At 74.4% G+C, this 21553-nt stretch carries 19 protein-coding genes; 11 read left to right on the top strand and 8 right to left on the bottom strand.

Annotated features, from left to right (window positions below; all coding sequences use genetic code 11):
- Window positions 1-54: 54 nt before the first annotated feature.
- Window positions 55-4674 carry an ATP-dependent helicase gene (locus ACI79C_RS10420; RefSeq protein ID WP_456945576.1) on the bottom strand — a complete coding sequence of 1540 codons (4620 nt, stop codon included), beginning with the start codon at window positions 4672-4674 and terminating at the stop codon, window positions 55-57.
- Window positions 4675-4797: 123 nt separating this feature from the next.
- On the opposite strand from ACI79C_RS10420, the gene ACI79C_RS10415 reads away from it, so the two are divergent.
- The 5 genes from ACI79C_RS10415 to ACI79C_RS10395 all read left to right on the top strand — a co-directional run bounded on the left by ACI79C_RS10415 (window position 4798) and on the right by ACI79C_RS10395 (window position 9476).
- Window positions 4798-5943, top strand: coding sequence for an acyl-CoA dehydrogenase family protein (locus ACI79C_RS10415; protein ID WP_456945575.1), 1146 nt, complete (start codon window positions 4798-4800; stop codon window positions 5941-5943).
- Window positions 5944-5955: 12 nt separating this feature from the next.
- Entirely contained in the window at window positions 5956-7242 is a 1287-nt protein-coding gene (locus tag ACI79C_RS10410) for an MFS transporter (RefSeq protein WP_456945574.1), read from the top strand.
- A gap of 159 nt (window positions 7243-7401) precedes the next feature.
- Window positions 7402-7596: a DUF3046 domain-containing protein gene (locus ACI79C_RS10405; protein WP_456945573.1), complete on the top strand. Its 195-nt coding sequence runs from the start codon at window positions 7402-7404 to the stop codon at window positions 7594-7596.
- A gap of 174 nt (window positions 7597-7770) precedes the next feature.
- The gene (gene recA / locus ACI79C_RS10400) at window positions 7771-8808 is read left to right on the top strand and encodes a recombinase RecA (protein WP_456945572.1); all 1038 of its coding nucleotides are present in this window, start codon (window positions 7771-7773) and stop codon (window positions 8806-8808) included.
- 2 nt (window positions 8809-8810) lie between these two features.
- Window positions 8811-9476, top strand: a complete 666-nt coding sequence (locus ACI79C_RS10395) for a regulatory protein RecX (protein ID WP_456945571.1) — start codon at window positions 8811-8813, stop codon at window positions 9474-9476.
- Between the two features lie 309 nt (window positions 9477-9785).
- Here the strand turns inward: ACI79C_RS10395 and ACI79C_RS10390 are convergent, their stop codons facing one another.
- The 5 genes from ACI79C_RS10390 to ACI79C_RS10370 form a co-directional block, all read right to left on the bottom strand.
- Complete coding sequence (locus tag ACI79C_RS10390; RefSeq protein ID WP_456945570.1) at window positions 9786-10208, bottom strand: hypothetical protein; 423 nt, start codon at window positions 10206-10208, stop codon at window positions 9786-9788.
- A 77-nt stretch (window positions 10209-10285) separates the two neighbouring features.
- Window positions 10286-11185 (bottom strand): amino acid ABC transporter permease, encoded by a 900-nt coding sequence (locus ACI79C_RS10385; RefSeq protein WP_456945569.1) that lies wholly within the window; start codon window positions 11183-11185, stop codon window positions 10286-10288.
- The gene (locus ACI79C_RS10380; RefSeq protein ID WP_456945568.1) at window positions 11182-11832 is read right to left on the bottom strand and encodes an amino acid ABC transporter permease; all 651 of its coding nucleotides are present in this window, start codon (window positions 11830-11832) and stop codon (window positions 11182-11184) included. The genes ACI79C_RS10385 and ACI79C_RS10380 overlap by 4 nt, the downstream gene beginning before the upstream one ends.
- A 70-nt stretch (window positions 11833-11902) precedes the next feature.
- Window positions 11903-12796, bottom strand: a complete 894-nt coding sequence (locus tag ACI79C_RS10375; RefSeq protein ID WP_456945567.1) for a glutamate ABC transporter substrate-binding protein — start codon at window positions 12794-12796, stop codon at window positions 11903-11905.
- Window positions 12797-12818: 22 nt separating this feature from the next.
- A complete protein-coding gene (locus ACI79C_RS10370; protein ID WP_456945611.1) occupies window positions 12819-13538 on the bottom strand; it encodes an amino acid ABC transporter ATP-binding protein in 720 nt (239 codons plus the stop codon).
- 215 nt (window positions 13539-13753) lie between these two features.
- Here ACI79C_RS10370 and ACI79C_RS10365 point away from each other — a divergent pair, with 215 nt between their 5' ends.
- Complete coding sequence (locus ACI79C_RS10365) at window positions 13754-13936, top strand: hypothetical protein (protein WP_456945566.1); 183 nt, start codon at window positions 13754-13756, stop codon at window positions 13934-13936.
- A gap of 44 nt (window positions 13937-13980) precedes the next feature.
- Window positions 13981-15432 carry a tRNA (N6-isopentenyl adenosine(37)-C2)-methylthiotransferase MiaB gene (gene miaB / locus ACI79C_RS10360; protein ID WP_456945565.1) on the top strand — a complete coding sequence of 484 codons (1452 nt, stop codon included), beginning with the start codon at window positions 13981-13983 and terminating at the stop codon, window positions 15430-15432.
- A 92-nt stretch (window positions 15433-15524) separates the two neighbouring features.
- On the opposite strand, the gene ACI79C_RS10355 is transcribed toward miaB, so the two are convergent.
- Window positions 15525-17117: a DUF349 domain-containing protein gene (locus ACI79C_RS10355; RefSeq protein ID WP_456945564.1), complete on the bottom strand. Its 1593-nt coding sequence runs from the start codon at window positions 17115-17117 to the stop codon at window positions 15525-15527.
- 40 nt (window positions 17118-17157) lie between these two features.
- Here ACI79C_RS10355 and ACI79C_RS10350 point away from each other — a divergent pair, with 40 nt between their 5' ends.
- The 3 genes from ACI79C_RS10350 to dapF are packed head-to-tail and all read left to right on the top strand — an operon-like array spanning window position 17158 to window position 19660.
- Complete coding sequence (locus tag ACI79C_RS10350) at window positions 17158-17877, top strand: hypothetical protein (RefSeq protein WP_456945563.1); 720 nt, start codon at window positions 17158-17160, stop codon at window positions 17875-17877.
- Window positions 17874-18797 (top strand): tRNA (adenosine(37)-N6)-dimethylallyltransferase MiaA, encoded by a 924-nt coding sequence (gene miaA, locus ACI79C_RS10345; protein WP_456945562.1) that lies wholly within the window; start codon window positions 17874-17876, stop codon window positions 18795-18797. The genes ACI79C_RS10350 and miaA overlap by 4 nt, the downstream gene beginning before the upstream one ends.
- A complete protein-coding gene (gene dapF / locus ACI79C_RS10340; RefSeq protein WP_456945561.1) occupies window positions 18794-19660 on the top strand; it encodes a diaminopimelate epimerase in 867 nt (288 codons plus the stop codon). The genes miaA and dapF overlap by 4 nt, the downstream gene beginning before the upstream one ends.
- 9 nt (window positions 19661-19669) lie before the next feature.
- On the opposite strand, the gene ACI79C_RS10335 is transcribed toward dapF, so the two are convergent.
- A complete protein-coding gene (locus tag ACI79C_RS10335; protein ID WP_456945560.1) occupies window positions 19670-19891 on the bottom strand; it encodes a hypothetical protein in 222 nt (73 codons plus the stop codon).
- 147 nt (window positions 19892-20038) lie between these two features.
- Here ACI79C_RS10335 and hflX point away from each other — a divergent pair, with 147 nt between their 5' ends.
- A complete protein-coding gene (hflX, locus tag ACI79C_RS10330) occupies window positions 20039-21535 on the top strand; it encodes a GTPase HflX (protein ID WP_456945559.1) in 1497 nt (498 codons plus the stop codon).
- The last annotated feature ends 18 nt before the right edge of the window (window positions 21536-21553 follow it).

The following is a 21553-nucleotide window of genomic DNA, read 5'->3' as shown; positions in this document are numbered from 1 at the left end:
AGGCCGGTCCGGTTGCGCGGGCAGCGCGACCGAGGTCGACCCGGCTCCTCGCTCTCAGGCGCGCACGCGCAGGCCCCGCGGGGTCGCGGCGAAGCCGGCGGCCTGCAGCGCCGCCGACAGCGGGGTGGACTCGTGCACCGACGCGCCGTCGGCCTTCTGCACCACCATCCGGCCGAGCGCACCGGCGGCCACCGCCCCGGACAGTGCCGTCGCCGCCTCCTTGAGCACCGTCTCGTCCTCGGTCCACGACAGCAACGTCTTGCCGCCCCGCTCGACGTAGAGGACCAGGTCGCCGTCGACGAGCACCACCAGGGCGCCGGCCTTGCGACCGGCCCGGTGCCCGGCGCCGGACCGCCGTCCGCCGCCGGTGCCCTCGCCGACGTCCACGGCAGCGCCTCCGTCCAGGGCGCTGCCACCGTCGTCCCCGCCGGTCGACCGCTCCGGCCACGGCAACGCCGCCCCGTAGACGTTGGCCGGGTCGGTCGCGGCCAGCACCACCGCCCCCGAGGGGACCCGGTCGGGCGAGGCGAAGCTGCGCAGCCGGTCCACCGAGCCCGGGGTGCCGAACTGGGCGGCGCCGAGGGTCTCGACGAAGTAGCCGCGCCGGGCCCGACCGTTCTCCTCGAAGGCCCGGAGCACCGGGTAGACCGCGGAGAAGCCACCCGGGACCTGCTCGGCCATCACCGCACCGCGGGTCAGCACGCCGTGCCGTTCCAGCAGCGCCTCGGCCCGGGCGGTCGTCCGCTTCGTGGGGTTGGGCTCCCTGTCGGGCAGCCGCGACCAGCGGCCGGCCACCGTCGGGGGCCCGGTGCGGGTCGGCATGGCCGGCCGGCCGAGCCGGGGGCGCCCGTACCGGGTGCGGTCCAACCGGGCCCGCGGCGGAGCCGGCTGCCGCTTGTGCGTGCCGCCGCCGGACAGCCGGGTGCGCAGCGGGGCGAGCGTGTCGTTGGTGAGGGCACCGGCCCACACGAGGTCCCACACGACGTCGGCGAGTGCGGCGTCGTCGGTGGAGCCGACCAGGTCGGACAGGCCGCGGAAGAACATCGCCTGCCCGCCGGCCAGCCGCTCGAGCACGGCCGCTGCGACGCTGCCCTCGTCGGCCGGTTCCAGCGGGTCGGGGAGCAGCAGCGGGGCGAGGTCGGCCGGGACGAGGCTGATCCAGCCGTCCCCACCGGGCAGCCCGCCGGCCCCGGCCCAGAGCACCTCACCGGCGCTGGTCAGCTCGTCGAGCATCGCGGGGGAGTAGTCCCGCACCCGGGCCGGCAGCACCAGGGACTCCAGCGCGCTCGCCGGCACCAGCGCGCCGGCCAGCTGCTCGACGACGGCCAGCACGCCGTCGGGCCCCCGCATCCGGCTGCCCACCGACTGCCAGGACGGGGTGAACCGGGCGAGGGTGTCGATCGGCACCGGCTCCACCTCCTGCCGGAGCCGGGCCAGGCTGCGCCGGCGGATCGAGCGCAGCACCTCCGCGTCGCACCACTCCTGCCCGGTGCCGCCGGGACGGAACTCGCCGGTGACCAGTCGCCCGGTGCCGACCAGCCCCTGCAGCGTGGCGGTGACCACGGCGACGCCCAGGCCGAGCCGGTCGGCCACCTCGGCGGGCTGGAAGGGGCCGTGGGTGCGGGCGTAGCGGCCGACCAGGTCGCCCAGCGGGTCGGGAACCGGCTCGGTGAAGACCTCCGGGACCCCGACGGGCAGCGCGGTGCCGAGCGCGTCGCGCAGCCGGCCGGCGTCCTCGATGGCGACGTGCCGTTCCTCGCCGGCGACCCGCACGACCAGCGCACGCCGTGCGGCGACCAGCTCGTCGAGCCAGGCGCGGGGAACACCGCGGGCCGCGGCCTCCGCGGGGGTCAGGTCGCCGAGGATGCGCAACAGGTCGGCCGCACCGTCGAGGTCGCGGGGGTGGCGGTCGGCGGGCAGGCGCTGCAGCTCGTTCTCGACCTCGGCGAGCGCCTCGGCGTCGAGCAGCTCGCGCAGCTCGGAGCGGCCGAGCAGCTCGGCCAGCAGCCCGGTGTCGAGGGCCAGCGCCTGCGCGCGCCGCTCGGCCAGCGGGGCGTCGCCCTCGTAGAGGAACTGCCCGACGTAGCCGAACAGCAGCGACTGGGCGAACGGCGAGGCGGACTGGGTCTGGACGTCGGCGACCCGGACCCGGCGGGAACGCACGTCCCGCATCAGCTCGACCAGGCCCGGCACGTCGTAGACGTCCTGCAGCACCTCGCGGGCAGCTTCCAGGGTGATGGGGAAGCTGGAGAACTCGCTGGCCACCGACAGCAGCTGTGCGGCGCGCTGGCGCTGCTGCCACAGCGGCGTGCGACGCCGGGGGTCGCGGCGGGGCAGGAGCAGGGCGCGGGCGGCACACTCGCGGAAGCGGCTGGCGAACAGGGCGGAGTTGCCGACCTCCGCGGTCACCTCGCGCTCGACGTCGTCCGGGTCGAGGACGGCGAGGTCGGCCTCGGGTGGTTCCCCGGTGGTGTCGGGCAGTCGGAGCACGATGCCGTCGTCGGAGTGCATCGAGGCGACGTCCACGCCGTACCGCTCACGCAGCCGGGCGGCCAGCACCAGCGCCCAGGGGGCGTTGACCTGGGCGCCGAAGGGGGAGTGGACGACCAGCCGCCAGTCGCCGAGCTCGTCGCGGAAGCGCTCGACGAGCAGCGTGCGTTCATCGGGGAGGTGCCCGGTGGCCTGCTTCTGCTCGGCGAGGTAGGCCAGCAGGTTGGCCGCACCCCACTCGTCGAGCCCGGCGGCCCGCGCCCGCTCGAGGCCGGCCGCCGGCGTCGCCGATCCGACCTCGCGCAGGAAGGCGCCCAGCGCGCGGCCGAGTTCGAGCGGTCGTCCGGGTGCGTCACCGTGCCAGAACGGCATCTTCCCCGGCTGGCCCGGGGCCGGGCTGACGAGGACCCGGTCGTGGGTGATCTCCTCGATCCGCCACGAGGAGGAGCCGAGCAGGAAGACGTCGCCCACCCGGGACTCGTAGACCATCTCCTCGTCGAGCTCGCCGACCCGTCGACCACCGGAGCCCTCCCCGCCTACGAGGAACACGCCGAACAGCCCCCGGTCGGGGATCGTCCCGCCGCTGGTGACCGCCAGCCGCTGGGCGCCGCTGCGAGCGGTGAGCGTGTCGGTGACCCGGTCCCACGTGAGCCGTGGGCGCAGCTCGGCGAAGGCGTCCGAGGGGTACCGGCCGGCCAGCATGTCCAGGACCGCGTGCAGCGCGGAGTCCGGCAGCGACCCGAACGGCGCCGACCGCCGCACCAGCGCCGCCACCTCCTCGACCGTCCGGGGCCCCTCGGAGACCATCGCGACGACCTGCTGGGCGAGGACGTCGAGCGGGTTGCGCAGGTACCGGATCGACTCGATGGCCCCCGCCCGCATGCGCTCTGCGACCAGCGCGCACTGCACCAGGTCACCCCGGTACTTGGGGAAGAGCACCCCCCGGCTCACCGCACCCACCTGGTGCCCGGCCCGCCCGACCCGCTGCAGACCCGAGGCGACGGTCGGCGGCGCCTCCACCTGGACGACGAGGTCCACCGACCCCATGTCGATGCCGAGCTCGAGGCTGGAGGTGGCGACCACCGCCGGCAGCCGACCCGACTTCAGGGCCTCCTCCACCACCGCCCGCTGCTCGCGGGAGACCGAGCCGTGGTGGGCCGCGGCGACCGGCTGCACGCCCTCCGGCACGCCACCTCCGGAGCCGGCCTGCGCCATGAGGGCGGCGGCGTTGGTGCCGGGAGGGACCGTCTCCCCGGTGGCCCGCTCGTAGGCGAGCTCGTTGAGCCGGCTGGTGAGCCGCTCGGCCAGCCGCCGGGAGTTGGCGAAGACGATGGTGCTGCGGTGGGCCTCGACCAGGTCGAGCACCCGCTCCTCGACCGCCGGCCAGATCGACGTCCGCGGCTGGTTGCCGGCCGCCGAGCCGTCCAGTTCGCCGGTCGGCTGCCCGAGGGTGCTCATGTCCTCGACCGGGACCACCACCGAGAGATCCCAGACCTTGGCCGCGGGCGGGGCCACGACCTCCACCGGCCGGCCGCCGGCCAGGAAGGTGGCCACCTCCTCGATCGGCCGCACCGTCGCCGACAGCCCGATCCGCTGCGCCGGCCGGTCGAGCAGCTCGTCGAGCCGGTCGAGGGACACCGCCAGGTGCGCTCCGCGCTTGGTGTCGGCGACGGCGTGCACCTCGTCGACGATCACCGTCTCCACCCCGCGCAGGGCCTCACGGGCCGAGCTGGTCAGCAGCAGGAAGAGCGACTCGGGCGTGGTGATGAGGATGTCGGTTGGCCGGCGGGCGAAGGCCCGGCGCTGGTCGGCCGGAGTGTCCCCGGAGCGGATGCCGACGGAGATCTCGGGGCGGGGCAGCCCCAGCCGCGCCGCGGCCTGCCCGATGCCGGCCAGCGGCGCCCGCAGGTTGCGCTCCACGTCGACGGCGAGGGCCTTGAGGGGGGAGACGTAGAGGACCCGGCACCGGGCCCGCTCGTCCTCCGGCGCCCGGCTGCTGGCCAGCCGGTCCAACGACCACAGGAAGGCGGCGAGGGTCTTCCCGGAGCCGGTCGGAGCCACCACGAGGGCGTGCCCGCCGCTGCTGATCGCCTGCCACGCACCCTCCTGCGCGGGCGTGGGTTCGGCGAAGGCCCCGGTGAACCACGCGCGTGTGGCCTCGGAGAACCGGTCGAGAGCGGACACGGGCACCAGTGTCGCCCGCAGCTACGACAGTTCGCCGGGCCGCGATCGAGGGGGTGGCAACGCCTCTCCCGCCGGCAGCGACGTGCTCCGGGAGTGGGGGCGGCGTCGGGCACACTGACGGCCATGCGCCGTTCCCTGTACGAGGCCGAGCACGAGGACTTCCGTGACATGGTCCGGGCCTGGGCCGAGAAGACGATCGTGCCCTTCCACGACCAGTGGGAGAAGGAGGGCATCGTCCCGCGGGACGTCTGGATCTCGGCCGGCGCCCAGGGGCTGCTCGGCATCGACATGGAGGAGCGGTTCGGGGGCGGCGGCGTCCGGGACTTCCGCTACCAGGCGGTCATCGACGAGGAGCTGATGCGGATCGGCGCCACCGGCGTCGGCATCACACTGCACAACGACGTGACCGGCCCCTACCTGCGCGACCTCGGCACGGAGGAGCAGAAGCAGCGCTGGCTGCCCGGGTTCTGCAGCGGCGAGCTCATCACCGCCATCGCCATGACCGAGCCGGCGGCCGGCAGCGACCTGCAGGGGATCCGCACCACGGCTCGCCGGGACGGCGACGCGTGGGTCCTCAACGGGAGCAAGACCTTCATCACCAACGGCATCAACGCCGACCTGGTCGTCGTCGTCGCCCGCACCGACCCGGACGCGCCCGGCTCCAAGGGCATCAGCCTGCTCGTGGTGGAGCGGGACATGCCCGGCTTCACCCGCGGCCGCAACCTGGAGAAGGTCGGGCTCAAGGCGCAGGACACCGCCGAGCTGTTCTTCGACGACGTCCGAGTGCCCGCGGAGAACCTGCTCGGCACCGAGAACCGCGGCTTCTACCACCTCATGGAGAACCTGCCGCAGGAGCGGCTGTCCATCGCCGTCGGTGCGGTGGCCTCCGCCGAGACGGTGCTCGCCCAGACCGTCGAGTACGTCACCGGCCGCACCGCGTTCGGCCGGCCGGTGAGCAGCTTCCAGAACACCCGGTTCGTGCTGGCCGAGCTGCAGACCGAGGTCACCATCGCCCGCACCTTCGTCGACGAGTGCCTGCGGCAGCTCGACAGCGGGGACCTGACCCCGGTCGACGCGGCCATGGCGAAGTACTGGACGACCGAGCTGCAGAACAAGGTCGCCGACCGCTGCCTCCAGCTGCACGGGGGCTACGGCTACATGGACGAGTACCCCGTCTCCAAGGCCTGGCGTGACGCCCGCATCCAGTCGATCTACGGCGGGACCAACGAGATCATGCGGGAGATCATCGGCCGCTCCATGGGGCTGTAGGCCAGGTCTGCCGTGACCGTGGAGACGCGTGCCCTGCCCGACCCGGTGCCCGTCCAGCGCCGGACCCTCGGTGTGCTCGGCACCGGCGTGGCCCTCGCGGGGCTGGGGGTCACCGTCGGCATCACCGTCGGCGGCCTGCTGGCCCGGGACGTCGCGGGCACCGACAGCGCCGGGGGCCTCGGCCAGACCGCCGGGGTGCTCGGGGCCGCGGTGATCGCCGTCCCCCTGGCGCGGATCAGCGACCGGTCCGGCCGCCGGGTGGGGCTGGCCGTCGGTTACGCCGTCGCCGTCCTCGGTTCGGTCGTCACGGTCGCGGCGGCGCTGCTGTCCTCCCTGCCGCTGCTGCTGCTGGGCCTGTTCGGCTTCGGCGCCGCCACCGCCTGCGGGCTGCAGGCGCGCTACGCCGCGGCCGACCTGGCCGCCCCGGAGCACCGGGGACGCGCGCTGTCGCTGGTCGTGTGGGCGACCACCGTCGGCTCCGTGCTCGGCCCCAACCTGGCCGGCCCGGGCGAGTTGCTCGGCGACTCGCTCGGCCTGCCCTCGCTCACCGGCGCGTTCGCCATCTCGATGGCGGTCTTCGCGGTGGTGGCGGTCGGCCTCCTCGTCCTCCTGCGACCGGACCCGCTGCTGCTGGCCCGGCGGCTGAGGGGCGCGGTGACCGGCGGTGCCGTCCGCCCACGGCGGGCGACCGCGACGGCGTTGCGTGCGGTGTGGGCCGACCCGGGCGGCCGCCTGGGCCTGACCGCGGTCGTCGTCTCCCACTCGGTGATGGTCGGCGTGATGGTGATGACGCCCGTGCACATGGGCCACGCCGGGGGCCCGGAGGGGACGACGCTGCGCGTCATCGGCCTCGTCATCAGCGTGCACGTCGCCGGCATGTACCTGTTCTCCCCACTGGTCGGGCAGCTGGCCGACCGGGTCGGGCGCCGCGCCGTCGTCGCCGTGGCCGCGGCGCTGCTGCTGGCCGCGGCGGCGCTCGCCGGCACAGCCGCCCCCGACGCGGCCCTCCAGCTGGGGGCGGGCCTGCTGCTGCTGGGCCTGGGCTGGTCCTGCGGGCTGATCGCCGGCTCCACCCTGGTGACCGAGTCGGTCGGGGAGCAGCAGCGGCCCACGGCGCAGGGCGGGACGGACCTGCTCATGGGACTGGGTGCGGCGCTGGCCGGCGTCGCCGGTGGCCCGCTGTTGACCTTCGGGGGCTACGGGCTCGTGGCGGCGGTGTCGGCTGCGTTGGTCGTCCCGCTCGTGCTGGTCTGGGCCCGGGCCGGCCTGGTGCCGGACCCCGCTCAGCGACCCCGGTAGTTGCGGTAGAGCAGGACCAGCGAGACCACGAGGCACAGCACGATGCCGATCTCGAGGACGAGGTCCCAGGTCGACGACCCGGTGCTGGGGAACACGCGACCAGCGTAGGAGCCCGCCGGCTCCGGCGGTCCTCCGCGAGCGCGCGCTAGCGTCGAGGACGTGCGCCTGCAGGATTTCTGGTCCCGCCTCACCTCCCAGTTCGGCTCCATGCGGGCCGAGAGCGTGGCCCGCGACCACGTCTTCGCCTCCCTCGGCGGGCGCACCGCGGTCGAGGCGATCGAGGCGGGACTCCCGGTGCGCACGGTGTGGCTGGCCATCTGTGAGGAGTACGACGTCCCGCAGAAGGAGCGGTGAGTCGTCGTCCCGGCGTGTCACCCTGGCAGTCGAACACACGTTCGGGCTAGATTGGTCCGGCAGCCCACAGGCCGGGTGCCCGTCCACAGGTCCACCGGTTCCCCCGGAAGTGTCAGACCCCCGCCCTAGCGTCGACACCGACCCGCTCCACGCGACTTCCCGAAGGTGAGCACCATGGCAACGCTCGACCGCGACAAGGCCCTCGACATGGCCCTCGCCCAGATCGACAAGCAGTTCGGCAAGGGCTCGGTCATGCGGCTGGGCGACAACGCCGCGCAGGCGATCAAGGTCATCCCGACCGGCTCCATCGCCCTCGACATCGCACTGGGCATCGGCGGCCTCCCGCGCGGCCGCGTCATCGAGGTGTACGGCCCCGAGGCCTCCGGTAAGACGACGGTCGCCCTCCACGCGGTGGCCAACGCCCAGGCCGCAGGTGGCATCGCGGCGTTCATCGACGCCGAGCACGCGCTCGACCCGGAGTACGCCCGCGCGATCGGTGTCGACACCGACGCCCTGCTGGTGAGCCAGCCCGACACCGGTGAGCAGGCGCTCGAGATCGCCGACATGCTGATCCGCTCCGGCGCGCTCGACATCATCGTCATCGACTCGGTCGCCGCCCTGGTGCCCCGCGCCGAGATCGAGGGCGAGATGGGTGACAGCCACGTCGGTCTGCAGGCCCGGCTGATGAGCCAGGCGCTGCGCAAGATCACCGGTGCACTGAACAGCTCCGGTACCACCGCGATCTTCATCAACCAGCTGCGCGAGAAGGTCGGCGTCGTCTACGGCTCCCCGGAGGTCACCACCGGTGGCCGCGCGCTGAAGTTCTACTCGTCGGTCCGGCTGGACGTCCGGCGCATCGAGACCCTCAAGCAGGGGACCGAGGCCGTCGGCAGCCGGGTGCGCGTGAAGGTCGTCAAGAACAAGGTGGCCGCCCCGTTCAAGCAGGCCGAGCTCGACCTCCTCTGGGGCACCGGCTTCAGCCGCGAGGGCGGCCTGATCGATGCCGGTGTCGAGCAGGGCTTCATCCGCAAGTCCGGCGCCTGGTACACGTACGAGGGCGATCAGCTCGGTCAGGGCAAGGAGAACGTCCGCAGCTTCCTGCGCGACAACCCCGACCTCGCCGACGAGATCGAGAAGAAGGTCAAGGAGAAGCTCGGCATCGGCCCGAAGCTCGACGCCCCCGCGTCCGCTGACGAGCCGGTCGACTTCTGACCGTGAGCAGCTGGCCCGAGGCCCGGGGGCGCTCCGCTCCCGGACGCCGGCGTGGGCGGCGATCCGCTCCGTCCCCTGACCCGGACGGTACGGACGCCGCCCCGCCGGCCGGCGGCCCGCATCCCGAGGACGACCCGGGTGACCCCGAACAGGTCGCCCGGTCCATCTGCCTGCGCGCGCTCACCGGCGCCCCGAAGACCCGCCGGCAGCTCGAGGAGCTCCTGGCCAAGCGCGGTGTTCCCGACGAGGCCGCTGAGCGGGTGCTGGACCGGTTCGGAGAGGTCGGGCTCATCGACGACGCCGCCTTCGCCCGCGCCTGGGTCACCTCCCGGCAGGCCGGACGCGGCCTCGCCCGACGCGCCCTCAAGGCCGAGTTGCGCGCCAAGGGTGTCGACGGGGAGGTCGCCGAGGAGGCGGTCGCGCTCGTCGACGACGAGGACGAGTGGGCGACCGCGCGACGCCTGGTGCAGCGACGCCTGCCGAGCCTGCGGCGGGTCGACCGGGCCACCGCCGAGCGCCGGCTCATCGGCATGCTGGCCCGCAAGGGGTACGGATCGGGGCTGGCGGGATGGGTCGTCCGCGAGGCCCTCGACGAGGACCGCACCGGCGAGCACTCCCTTGAGCCCGGCCCGCACAGCGACCTGGGGCTCGACGCCTGGCTGCCCTGAGCGCCTGACGTCTCGAGTGCCGGGACACGTGCGTGCCTGGACACGTGCGTGCGTGGACACCTGCGTGCCTGCACCTGCGTGCCTGAATGCGCAGGCGCTCGAACCAGCGGCTCGCGGACTCAGGCGCCCAGGACCGGGCGGCAACGCCAGACCGCATCTCCCCGGACGCGACCCAATGCCATGCGACGTGGGTGTCGCGCGGGACCTGGCGTGCGGCGGAGTTGGCCGACGTCGCTCACCCCGGCAGGGCGACCGTGTCGGGGTCGGCTCCTCCCGCGCCCGACGCGCGACGAGGTGGGTGGGAGCGGGTCAGCCCACGGGGCGGGCCGTCGCCGACCAGGCCGAGACGTCGACCGCCACCCCGTCGTGAGCCTCGTCGTCCGGCACCAGCCAGTCGCCGTCGGTCCCCCGGCCGTGGGCCAGCCAGGTCTGGATCTGCAGGTCGAACGCACGCTCGGGGGAGGAGGGCACCCGGCTGACCGGGCCGAGGAAGGTCAGGTCGGCCTCCTGGCCGCCGGCGGAGCGGAGCACCACCCGGCAGCGTGACCGGCGGTGACGGGCCGGCGGGACCACCTCGCGGACCACCGCGCTGTCGGCACCGGCGGCAGCGGCGAAGTCCGGCGCCGCCGCGCGCAGGCGCGTCACGAACTCCTGAGCCGCATCGGTGATGCCGTCGGGCACCCGCACGGCGGCCGGCAGCGGCGGGACGGCGGGGCGGAGAGCGGTGTCCACGGAACAGGACTCGGCAGGTGAGGGGCCGGACGTGACCGCCGGCGCCCCACGGGTCCCAGCGAGATCGCCCGTCGCCGTCAGACCGGGACCGCGCCGCCTCCGCCGCCCATCTGCACGTCCGCGGGCAGTTCGGCCTCGGTCGTGGCCGCCGCCTTCGCGCTGCGCCGGGTCCGCCGCTCGACGTACCGGGCCAGCCAGGACAACAGCAGGTTGACCACGATGTAGATGAGGCCGGCGGCCACGTAGAGCTGGAAGGTGTACCGGTTGCCGAACTCGAAGTTGAAGAACTCCACGAGGCTGCGCGCGGTCCGCAGCAGCTCCAGGTAGCCGACGATGAAGCCCAGCGAGGAGTCCTTGAGCAGGACGACCAGTTGCGCGACGAGCACCGGCAGCATCCGGCGGACCGCCTGTGGCAGCAGTACGAGGGTCATCACCTGGGTCTTGCGCATGCCCAGGGCGAAGGCCGCCTCACGCTGGCCGCGGTCCACCGAGAGGATCCCCGCCCGGAAGATCTCGGCCAGGACGGCCATGTTGTAGAGCGTCAGCCCCAGGACCAGCGCCCGGAACGCCGTCATCGAGATGCCGATGGTCGGCAGGAACAGCAGGCAGAACAGGATCAGCAGCAGCAGCGGCACGGCGCGGAAGAACTCGATCACCACCGTGACCGGGACCCGCACCCAGGCGTGGTCCGAGAGGCGGCCGGCGGCGAGCAGCGCACCCAGGACGGTGGCCAGCACCATGCCGACGGCGGCCGCCGCGAGGGTGTTGAGCAACCCGTCCCAGAGGGCCTGCGGCACGCCGGTGGCCGGGTCGAACAGGATCGCCCAGCGCTCAGGCTCCAGCTGACCGTTGGCGCCCAGCCGCCACAGGGCCAGCGCCACGAGGCCCAGGACCAGGAGGACGCCGACGACGGTCCCGACCCGTTGCCGCTGGCGCGCCCGCGGTCCGGGGAGGTCGAAGAGGACGGTGCTGCTCATCGGACGATCGCCACCCGCTTCTCGACGGCCCGGATCGCCCACGCGGAGGGCAGTGTGATGACCAGGTAGCCGATGACCACCGCGGCGAACACGGCGAGCAACTGGTCGGCGTTGACGTTCGACAACCGCTGGAGGGCGGCGGTCAGGTCGGTCACCGCGAAGCCCGCGGCGATCGAGGTGTTCTTGGCCAGGGCGATCCACACGTTGCCCAGCGGCGGGACGACGGTGCGGAACGCCTGGGGGAGGACCACCGTGCGCAGCGTCTGCCCGAAGTCCAGGCCCAGGGCCCGGGCCGCCTCGGCCTGGCCCGGCGGGACGGCGTTGATGCCCGAGCGCAGCGCCTCGCACACGAAGGCCGCGGTGTAGAGCGACAGGGCGGTGACCGCCGCGATGAACCGGCTGGGGAACTGCAGGTCGACGTAGACCAGCCCGAAGACGAGGAAGAAGAAGACCACGGTGAGCGGGGTGTTGCGGAACACCTCGACGTAGAAGGTGGCCAGCCCGCGCAGCGGCGGCACCGGGCTCACGCGCATGCCGGCGAGCACGGTGCCCAGTACCAGCGAGCACACGCCGCTGACGACCGCCAGGGAGAGCGTCGTCAGGAACGCGCTCCACAGCAGGTCGAAGTTGTCTCGGATGAACTGCACCGCGCCCTCGGGAGGTCAGTGGTGGACGCGGCGTCGCCGGGCTCGGGGACCCGGCGACGCCGCGGGGGACTCAGTAGCGGTCGACCGCCGGAGGCTCCGGAGCCGGCTCCCCGGTGATCGAGCCGGCCGTGCGGTCCCAGGCCTCGGCCCACCGGCCGTCCTCGTAGGACTCCTCGAGGACGTCGTTGATCCAATTCCGGAACTCGGTGTCGCCGAGCGCCAGGCCGATGCCGTAGGGCTCCTCGGTGAACGGGTTCCCGACCAGTTCGAAGCCCTCGGGGTTGCCGGCGACCAGGCCGGTGAGGATGACGTTGTCGGTCGTCACCGCCTGGACGTTGCCGTTCGCCAGGTCGTCGGCGCACTTCGAGTAGACGTCGTAGGTGGTCAGGTTGGCCTCCGGGTAGTTGTCCCGGATGTTCTGCGCCGGCGTGGAACCCTCCACCGAGCAGACCGTCTTGCCGGCGAGGTCGTCGGGCCCCTGGATGCCCTCGGGGTTGCCCGCGGCGACCATGATGTCCTGGCCGGCCACGTAGTACGGCCCGGCGAAGTCGACGACCTGCTTGCGGGTGTCGTTGATCGTGTAGGTCGCCACGACGATGTCGACCTGGCCGTTCTGGATGAACGGCTCCCGGTTCGCCGACACGGTCTCGGTCCAGGTGATGCCGTCTTCCGCGATGCCCAGCTCACCGGCGATGATCTTGGCGATCTCGACGTCGAAGCCCTCGGGGTCCTGGGTCTGCGGGTTGAGCAGACCGAACCCCGGCTGGTCGAACTTGGTGCCCACGGTGATCGAGCCGGACTCGGCCAGCTCGGCCATCGTCGTCCCGGCCTCGAACTGGACGTCCTCGGCCACCTCGGCGGTGTTCTGGGCCTCGTCCTCAGCCTGCTGGCCGGCCTCACTGGAGCAGCCGGCCAGCACGAGGCCCAGCGCCCCGACGGCGGCGGCGTAGCGGGTGATGCGCATGTGCGTTCCTTTCCTACCGGGCTCAGTGGTTGAGGATCTTCGAGAGGAAGTCCTTGGCCCGGTCCGACTGCGGGTTGGTGAAGAACGACTCCGGGTCGGTCGCCTCGACGATGCGGCCGCCGTCCATGAAGACGACCCGGTTGGCCGCGCGGCGGGCGAAGCCCATCTCGTGGGTGACGACGATCATGGTCATGCCGTCGCGGGCGAGCGCAGTCATGACGTCGAGGACCTCGTTGATCATCTCGGGGTCCAGCGCCGAGGTCGGCTCGTCGAACAGGATGACCTTGGGGTCCATGGCCAGGGCGCGGGCGATGGCCACCCGCTGCTGCTGGCCACCGGAGAGCTGCGCCGGGTACTTGTCGGCCTGGGCGCCCACCCCGACCCGGTCGAGCAGCTCGCGGGCCCGCCGCTCGGCCTCGCCGCGCGCCTGCCGGCGCACCTTGACCGGGCCCAGGGTGACGTTCTCGAGGATCGTCTTGTGCGCGAAGAGGTTGAAGCTCTGGAACACCATCCCGACGTCGCTGCGCAGCCGCGCGAGCGCCTTGCCCTCGTCGGGCAGCCGCTGGCCGTCGATGGTGATCTCGCCCTGCTGGATGGACTCCAGCCGGTTGATCGTCCGGCAGAGCGTGGACTTGCCCGACCCGGAGGGGCCGATGACCACGACCACCTCCCCGCGGTCGACGGACAGGTCGATGTCCTGCAGCACGTGCAGTTCGCCGAACCACTTGTTGACGCCGGACAGTCGGACGAGAGGCCCTCCCGTCGTGCGCGCGTCGGTGTTCGCGGGGCTGGTCACGCTGGCGACCCTAGGGCCGGGACGCGACGGGGACCGAACCGGTCGATCACGAAGGCGTAACAACCCCTCGGAGGCGGTGGTGCGCGTCATGCGGCCGGGTGACGGGTACCGGGCCGGGCCCGCCGCGGGAGGTCCGCGGCGGCCGGACGCGAGGAGCAGCCATGGCCGGCGACCGCGAGAACCCGCCCCCGGACGACGTCCCTGCCTTCGTCGACGAACCCGGGACGACCGACCAGGCCTGGGACGACGACGACCCCGGAGCGCTGCTCGCCGACGCCCCGGACACCGAGACCGGCAAGGCGCAGGCGGCCTTCGACGAGGACCAGCCGGGCCCGGGCGTCTGAGCGACGGCGGCCGGGGGACCCGCGCGCCGTACCCTCGACCCGTCATGGGAACCGAGCTGGCGGCAGCCGCGCGCACCTACCGGGTGCGCACCTACGGGTGCCAGATGAACGTGCACGACTCCGAGCGCCTGTCCGGGCTCCTGGAGGCGGCCGGCTACGCGCCGGCCGCCGAGGGGGAGGACGCCGACGTCGTCGTCCTCAACACCTGCGCGGTGCGGGAGAACGCCGACAACCGGCTGTACGGCAACCTCGGCCACCTGCGGCCGGTGAAGGACGCGCGCCCCGGCATGCAGATCGCCGTCGGCGGCTGCCTGGCGCAGAAGGACCGCGGCCAGATCGTCCAGCGCGCGCCGTGGGTGGACGTCGTCTTCGGCACCCACAACGTCGGCTCGCTGCCGGCCCTGCTGGAGCGGGCCCGGCACAACGCCGAGGCGCAGGTGGAGATCGCCGAGGCCCTCGAGGTCTTCCCGTCGACGCTGCCGGCCAAGCGCGACTCCGCCTACTCCGGCTGGGTCTCCATCAGCGTGGGGTGCAACAACACCTGCACGTTCTGCATCGTCCCGTCGCTGCGCGGCAAGGAGAAGGACCGCCGTCCGGGCGAGATCCTCGCCGAGGTCCAGGCGCTGGTGGACCAGGGCGTGCTCGAGGTGACCCTGCTCGGCCAGAACGTGAACGCCTACGGCGTGGAGTTCCGCGACCGGGGTGCCTTCGCCGACCTGCTGCGCGCGACCGGCACCATCGAGGGGCTGGAGCGGGTGCGGTTCACCAGCCCGCACCCGCGCGAGTTCACCGACGACGTCATCGAGGCGATGGCGGAGACCCCCGCCGTCTGCCACCAGCTGCACATGCCGCTGCAGAGCGGGTCGGACGACGTGCTGCGCCGCATGCGCCGCGGCTACCGGCAGGAGCGCTACCTCGGCATCATCGACCGGGTGAGGGCGGCGATGCCCGACGCGGCGATCACCACCGACATCATCGTCGGCTTCCCGGGGGAGACCGAGGCGGACTTCGCGCAGACCCTCGACGTCGTCCGCCAGGCCCGGTTCTCCAGCGCCTTCACCTTCCAGTACTCCAAGCGGCCCGGGACGCCCGCGGCCGAGATGGAGGGCCAGCTGCCCAAGGCCGTCGTCCAGGAGCGCTACGAGCGGCTGGTCGCGCTGCAGGAGGAGATCAGCTGGGCGGAGAACCGCGCCCAGGTCGGTCGCACCGTCGAGCTGCTGGTCGCCGCCGGCGAGGGCAGCAAGGACGCCCGCACCGGGCGGCTGACCGGCCGGGCCCGTGACGGCCGCTTGGTGCACTTCACGGCGGCCGACGGCGTCCGGCCCGGCGACGTGGTCGAGACCGTCGTCACCCAGGCCGCGCCGCACCACCTCGTGGCCGACGGGCCGCTGCTGTCGCACCGGCGGACCCGCGCCGGCGACGCCGCCGAGGCCGGCACCCGGCCCACCACGCCCGGCGTGCTGCTGGGCATGCCGCGGATCGGCGCCCCGGCGTAGCCCACCCGCGGCGTTCTCCGGGGCGCCGCCCCGAGCGGCCCCCCGGGGCGCCGCCCCGAGCGTGCGAGGGGTGGGGAGGAGGGGGTCCTCTCTCAGCGGCGGGACGCGGCCTTCTCGGCCTCGGCCAGCCACTCGCGGCGGGTGGCCAGGTTGGCCCGCGCCTCCTCGATGCGCGCGGCGTTCCCGGCGGCCTCGGCCTTGGCCAGCTGCTCCTCGGCCTTGGTCACCGCCTGGCGCATCGAGATGACCATCGGGTTCTCCGGCGCGACCCGGGCGCGTGAGGAGTCCACCGCGCCGCGAACGCGCTGCTCGACGGCCTGCATGCGGTCCTCCAGCTGACGCATCGCGCCGCGCGGCACGTGGCCGATCGCGTCATAGCGTTCCTGCAGCTTGCGCAGCGCGTTCTGCGCTCCGCGCAGGTCGGTGGAGGGGTCGAGCTTCTCGGCCTCGGTGAGGATCTCCTCCTTGGCCTGCTGGTTGGCCAGCTGCTCGCTGTTGCGTGCCTTGTCCGACTCGGCGCGAGCGGCGAAGAAGACGTCCTGGGCGGCGCGGAACTGCTTCCACAGGTCGTCGTCGCCGTCCCGGCCGGTGCGGGGGACGGCCTTCCAGCGGTCCATGAGCGAGCGCATGGCGGCGCTGGTCGCGCCCCAGTCGGTGGAGGCCGACAGCCGCTCGGCCTCCCGGATGAGCTCCTGCTTGGCCGCCCGGGCCTCGCTGCGCTGGGCGTCGAGGGCGGCGAAGTGTGCGCCGCGGCGGCGGCTGAAGGCGTCGCGGGCGGCGGCGAACCGACTCCACAGCGCCTCGTCGGTCTTGCGGTCGATGCCGCGGATGGTCTTCCACTCCTCGACGATGGCCTTGAGCCGGTCGCCGGCGGCCTTCCACGAGGTCGACTCGGCGGCGATCTGCTCGGCCTCGGCGGCCAGCGCCTCCTTGCGGGCGACCTGGGCCGCGCGGGCGGCGGCCTTCTCCGCCCGCGACTCGGCGGCCGCGGAGTCGGCGGTCTCGACCATCGCCCGGGCCCGCGCGGCGAGCCCGTCGAGGTCGCCGACGGCGGTGGCGGCGGGGATCTGCTCGGCCAGCGCCTGGGCCTTGGACTTCAGCTCGCTGGGATTGCCGGTGTGCGCCTTGAGCCGCGCCTCGAGCAGCGAGACCTCGGTGGCGAGGTCGTCGTAGCGGCGGGCGTAGTGCGCCAGGCCGGCGGCCGGGTCGCCGGCCTGCCAGGAGCCCACGGCGCGCTCGCCCTCGGCGGTGCGGACGTAGACGGTGCCGTCCTCGTCCACGCGGCCCCACTGCGACGGGTCCGACGCCGCGGCGGCCGGCTGCACGGGGGCGGCCGGCCGCGCCGGGGCGAGCGCAGGGGCAGCCGTCTCCGGGACGACGGCTCCCGGCGTGACGGCACCCGGGGTGACGGCACCCGGGGTGAGGTCTCCCGGCACGACCTCCACCGGCACGACCTCCTCCGGCACGGCCGCGCCTGGCGCGTCCTCGGTCGCGGCGGGAGCCTCCGCGCCCTGCTCGGACGGCGGGGCGACCTCGGGCGTCCCCGCGGCCGGGTCGGCCAGTGCGGCGTCGCCGGGGGCGGCCGCGGCCGCCGTCCCCGCCTCGGGGGTGACCGCCTCGGAACCGGCCGTGTCCGTGGTGGGGACCTGCTGCGAGGTGTTTGCGGCGTTCTCCGTGCTCGACACGCACCGCAGTGTCCCACGTCGCATCCGGGACACTGCTCCGGTGAGCTCCAGCCCGGCCGGATCCGACGGGAAGGGGGCCGCGGGTCCCCTCACCGTCGCCTTCTGTCCCTGCCCGCCGCTGCTGCTGCCCCAGGTGGAGGGCCGGCCCGGAGCCGACACCCGGCAGCTGCGGACCGCCTGCGCCGAGGCCGTCGATGCCGCGCTCGCCCACCGGCCCGAGGTGGTCGTCGTCGTGGGGAGCGGGGGCGGGAGCCGCTTCGGCCCGGGGGACGGCGGCGACCTGCGCGGCTTCGGCGTGGACCTCGACGTGCCGTTCGCGGGGCCGGAGCGGCCGGGTGGCCGGCGCACTCCGCTGGCGCACACGGTGGGCGCCTGGCTGCTGCACCAGGCCGGGTACGCCGGCCTCCGGCTGGGGGTGACGCCTGACGACCTCGCCGACGCCCTCGCCGAACTGCCCGGTCCGGTCGGTGTCCTGGCGATGGGGGACGGGTCGGCGCGCCGCACGGTCAAGGCGCCCGGGTACCTCGACGAGGCCGCCGGGCCCTTTGACGCCGCCGTCGCCGCTGCGCTGGCCTCCGGGGACGCCGCGGCGCTCGCCGGGCTCGATCCCGCGGAGGGGGAGCGCCTGCTGGCCGCCGGCGTCCCCACCTGGCGCGCGGTCGGAGCCGTCCTGGCCGGCCGGGAGGTGCGGGGGCGGCTGCTCGCGGACGCGGCGCCCTTCGGCGTCGGGTACCTCGTCGCCGACTGGCTGGTCCCGTGACGGCGCAGCCGCCGGTGGTCGCCCTGGTCGGCCCCACCGCCACGGGCAAGACCGCGCTGGGGGTGGCCCTGGCGCGGCGGCTGGGCGGTGAGGTGGTCAACGCCGACTCCATGCAGCTCTACCGCGGCATGGACATCGGCACCGCCAAGCCCGACGCCGCCGAGCAGGGCGGCGTCGCGCATCACCTGCTCGACGTCTGGCACGTGCGGCAGGCGGCGTCGGTCGCCGAGTACCGCCGCCTGGCCCGCGCCGAGGTCGACCGGCTGCGGGCAGCGGGCACGGTGCCCCTGCTGGTCGGGGGGTCGGGGCTGTACGTGCGCGCCGTCCTCGACGAGCTGGACTTCCCGGGCACCGACCCGGCGGTGCGGGCCCGGTTGGAGGGCGAGCTGGCCGATGTCGGCCCCGCGGCCCTGCACGCCCGGCTGGCCACCGTCGACCCGGCCGCGGCCGCGGCGGTCCTGCCGAGCAACGGACGGCGGATCGTGCGCGCGCTGGAGGTCGTGGAGATCACCGGCGGCCCCTTCCGCGCGCAGCTGCCCGAGCCCCGGCCGCACTACCCGGCCGTGGTCGTCGGCCTGGACCGCGACCCGGCCGACCTCGACGAGCGGATCGCCGCCCGCGTCGACCGGATGTGGGCCGCGGGGTTCGTCGCCGAGGTGGAGACGCTGGCTGCCGACGGCCTGCGGGAGGGTCCCACCGCCTCGCGGGCGCTGGGCTACGCGCAGGTGCTCGCCCAGCTCGACGGCGAGCTGACCGCCGAGGAGGCCCGCGAGCGCACCGTGTCGACCACGCGCCGATTCGTCCGGAGGCAGCGGTCGTGGTTCCGCCGCGACGCCGCGACCACCTGGCTGGACGCCGCGCGCCCCGACCTCGTCGACGCGGCCGACGCGTTGATCGCCGCGCATACGATCGGCCGGTGACCGCCAACCGGGTGCTGATCGGACACGGCACGGAGAACGACTTCGTCGTCCTGCCCGACCCCGACGGCACGGCCTGGCCGGAGGACCGGCTGGACGCCGCGATGGTCCGCCGGCTGTGCGAGCGCCGGGCCGGCCTCGGTGGGGACGGCGTGCTGCGCGTCGTCCGCAGCGTGCACGTCCCCGACGCGCCGGCCGTCCTCGGGGAGGACCTCGACCGCTGCGAGTGGTTCATGGACCACCGCAACGCCGACGGCTCGCACGCCGAGATGTGCGGCAACGGCATCCGGCTGTTCCTGCACGTCCTGGTCACCGAGGGGCTGCTGGACCGCGCCGCGTGCGAGTCCGGCGTCCTGGTGGGCACCCGCGGCGGGCCGCGCCGGGTCGGCGCCGCGCCCGACGGTGGCTACTGGGTCGACATGGGCCCCGCCCGGCCCTTCGGGACCGGCGCGGCGCACCTGGACGGCGCGGCGTTCCCCGGCCGCGCCGTCACGATGGGCAACCCGCACCTGGCCTGCCTGACCGACGTCGACGTCGACACCCTCGACCTCACCGTCGCCCCGGGCGTGGACACCGGGCTCTTCCCCGACGGGGTCAACGTCGAGTTCGTGAACGTCCTGGCGCCGGCCGCCCACATCCGGCTGCGGGTGTCCGAGCGTGGCGTGGGGGAGACCCGGTCGTGCGGGACGGGCGCGTGCGCGGCCGCCTGGGCGGCGCTGGAGGCCGGCGGCGCCGACACGGGCACGGTCACCGTGGACGTCCCCGGCGGCCGGCTCACCGTCCGCGTCGACGGGACGACGGTGCTCACCGGCCCGGCCGTGGTCGTGGCCGCCGGTGAGCTCACGCCGGAGTGGCTCGCGAGCTGACCGGCCGGCTCAGGCCCCCTGGTCCCTGGTGTTCTCCGTCTCCTCCGGCGACTCGGGCATCATCGACTGTCCGGCGATCCCGGGGCTGCCCTTGGGCTCGCCGCGACCGCTGTCCTGGTCGGGGCCGGCGCCCAGCGGGTTGCGCGGCGGGTTGAGGCCCTTGGGGTCGCGACCCGGGTCGTCGAGCTCCTCGCCGCTGCCCAGGCTGCTGCTGCCGCTGCTCTCGGTCATGCTCCGGCCTCCTCGCGATCGTCGGGACCGGGCCCTACCCGGGGACGACGAGGTCACGCGTCGGGATGGTCTCGGACGCCCGCGGTGTTGTACCCGGCGATGACAACTCAGATGCCCCGGCAGGTGGGGCGTGCCACGCTGGACACGATGACGACAGCACAGAACCGCGCCGCGATCGACGGCGCCGGGGACCGGGCCCTACGGGCCGCCCCCGAACCGGCCGAGGAGGCCACCCGTCCCGCGCCGGCCGGGCAGTGGGACGAGCCGGAGGAGACGACCGGCTCCTACGACCTCGAGGCACGCGGCGCCCTCCGCCGCGTCGCGGGTCTGTCCACGGAGCTCGCCGACGTCACCGAGGTCGAGTACCGCCAGCTGCGCCTGGAGCGCGTCGTGCTGGTCGGCGTCTGGACCGAGGGGACGCAGGCCGACGCCGACCGGTCCCTGGCCGAGCTCGCCGCGCTGGCCGAGACCGCGGGGTCGCAGGTCCTGGAGGCGGTGAGCCAGCGGCGGGACAAGCCCGACGCGGGCACCTACGTGGGCTCGGGCAAGGCCGCCGAGATCCGCGACATCGTCGCCGCGGCCGGCGCCGACACCGTCATCTGCGACGGAGAGCTGACGCCGGGCCAGCTCAACGCGCTGGAGAAGATCCTCAAGGTCAAGGTGGTCGACCGGACCGCGCTGATCCTCGACATCTTCGCCCAGCACGCCTCCAGCCGTGAGGGCAAGGCGCAGGTCGAGCTCGCCCAGATGCAGTACATGCTCCCGCGGCTGCGCGGCTGGGGTGAGTCGCTGTCCCGGCAGGCCGGTGGCCGGGTCGCCGGTGGTGGCGGCATCGGGACCCGCGGTCCGGGTGAGACCAAGATCGAGACCGACCGGCGGCGCATCCGGGCGCGGGTGAGCAAGCTGCGCCGGGAGATCGCGGGCATGGCGACCGCACGCGCCACGCAGCGCAGCAGTCGCGGGCGCAACGCCGTCCCCAGCGTGGCGATCGCCGGCTACACCAACGCCGGCAAGTCCAGCCTGCTCAACCGGCTCACCGGCGCCGGTGTGCTGGTGGAGAACGCGCTGTTCGCCACCCTCGACCCGACGGTGCGCCGGGCCACCTCGCCCGACGGCCGCGAGTACACGCTCACCGACACCGTCGGCTTCGTGCGGCACCTGCCGCACCAGCTGGTCGACGCCTTCCGGTCGACGCTGGAGGAGGTGGCCGCCGCCGACCTGCTGCTGCACGTCGTCGACGGATCCGACCCGGACCCGCTGGGTCAGATCGACGCCGTCCACGTCGTCCTCGGCGAGATCGATGCGGCGGCGGTGCCGGAGCTGATCGTGGTCAACAAGGTCGACGCCATGAGCGAGGACGACGTCCTCACGCTGCGCCGGGCGCTGCCGGGTGCGGTGTGGGTGTCCGCGCGCACCGGTGAGGGGATCGAGCAGCTGCGGGACATCGTCGCCGCGCGGCTGCCGCGGCCCGATGTCGACGTCGACGTGCTGGTGCCCTACGACCGCGGCGACCTCGTCGCCCGGGTGCACCGCGACGGCGAGGTCCTCCGCGAGGAGCACGAGGCCGGCGGGACCCGGCTGACCGCCCGGGTCGACGGAGCACTCGCCGCCAGCCTGGAGGGGTTCGCCGTCCCGGTCGGCTGACCGGGACGGCGCGCCCGC

The organism is Geodermatophilus sp. SYSU D00697 (genome assembly GCF_054050175.1).
Note: the sequence above shows the minus strand (reverse complement) of the source record. Positions and strands in the feature narration are given on the sequence as shown.

Excerpts from the sequence above, each read along its gene's own strand:
- ACI79C_RS10415 (WP_456945575.1), top strand. The coding sequence starts at position 4,798 with ATGCGCCGTTCCCTGTACGAGGCCGAGCACGAGGACTTCCGTGACATG.
- recA (WP_456945572.1), top strand. The coding sequence starts at position 7,771 with ATGGCAACGCTCGACCGCGACAAGGCCCTCGACATGGCCCTCGCCCAG.
- ACI79C_RS10385 (WP_456945569.1), bottom strand. The coding sequence starts at position 11,185 with ATGAGCAGCACCGTCCTCTTCGACCTCCCCGGACCGCGGGCGCGCCAG.
- ACI79C_RS10375 (WP_456945567.1), bottom strand. The coding sequence starts at position 12,796 with ATGCGCATCACCCGCTACGCCGCCGCCGTCGGGGCGCTGGGCCTCGTG.
- ACI79C_RS10365 (WP_456945566.1), top strand. The coding sequence starts at position 13,754 with ATGGCCGGCGACCGCGAGAACCCGCCCCCGGACGACGTCCCTGCCTTC.
- miaB (WP_456945565.1), top strand. The coding sequence starts at position 13,981 with ATGGGAACCGAGCTGGCGGCAGCCGCGCGCACCTACCGGGTGCGCACC.
- ACI79C_RS10335 (WP_456945560.1), bottom strand. The coding sequence starts at position 19,891 with ATGACCGAGAGCAGCGGCAGCAGCAGCCTGGGCAGCGGCGAGGAGCTC.
- hflX (WP_456945559.1), top strand. The coding sequence starts at position 20,039 with ATGACGACAGCACAGAACCGCGCCGCGATCGACGGCGCCGGGGACCGG.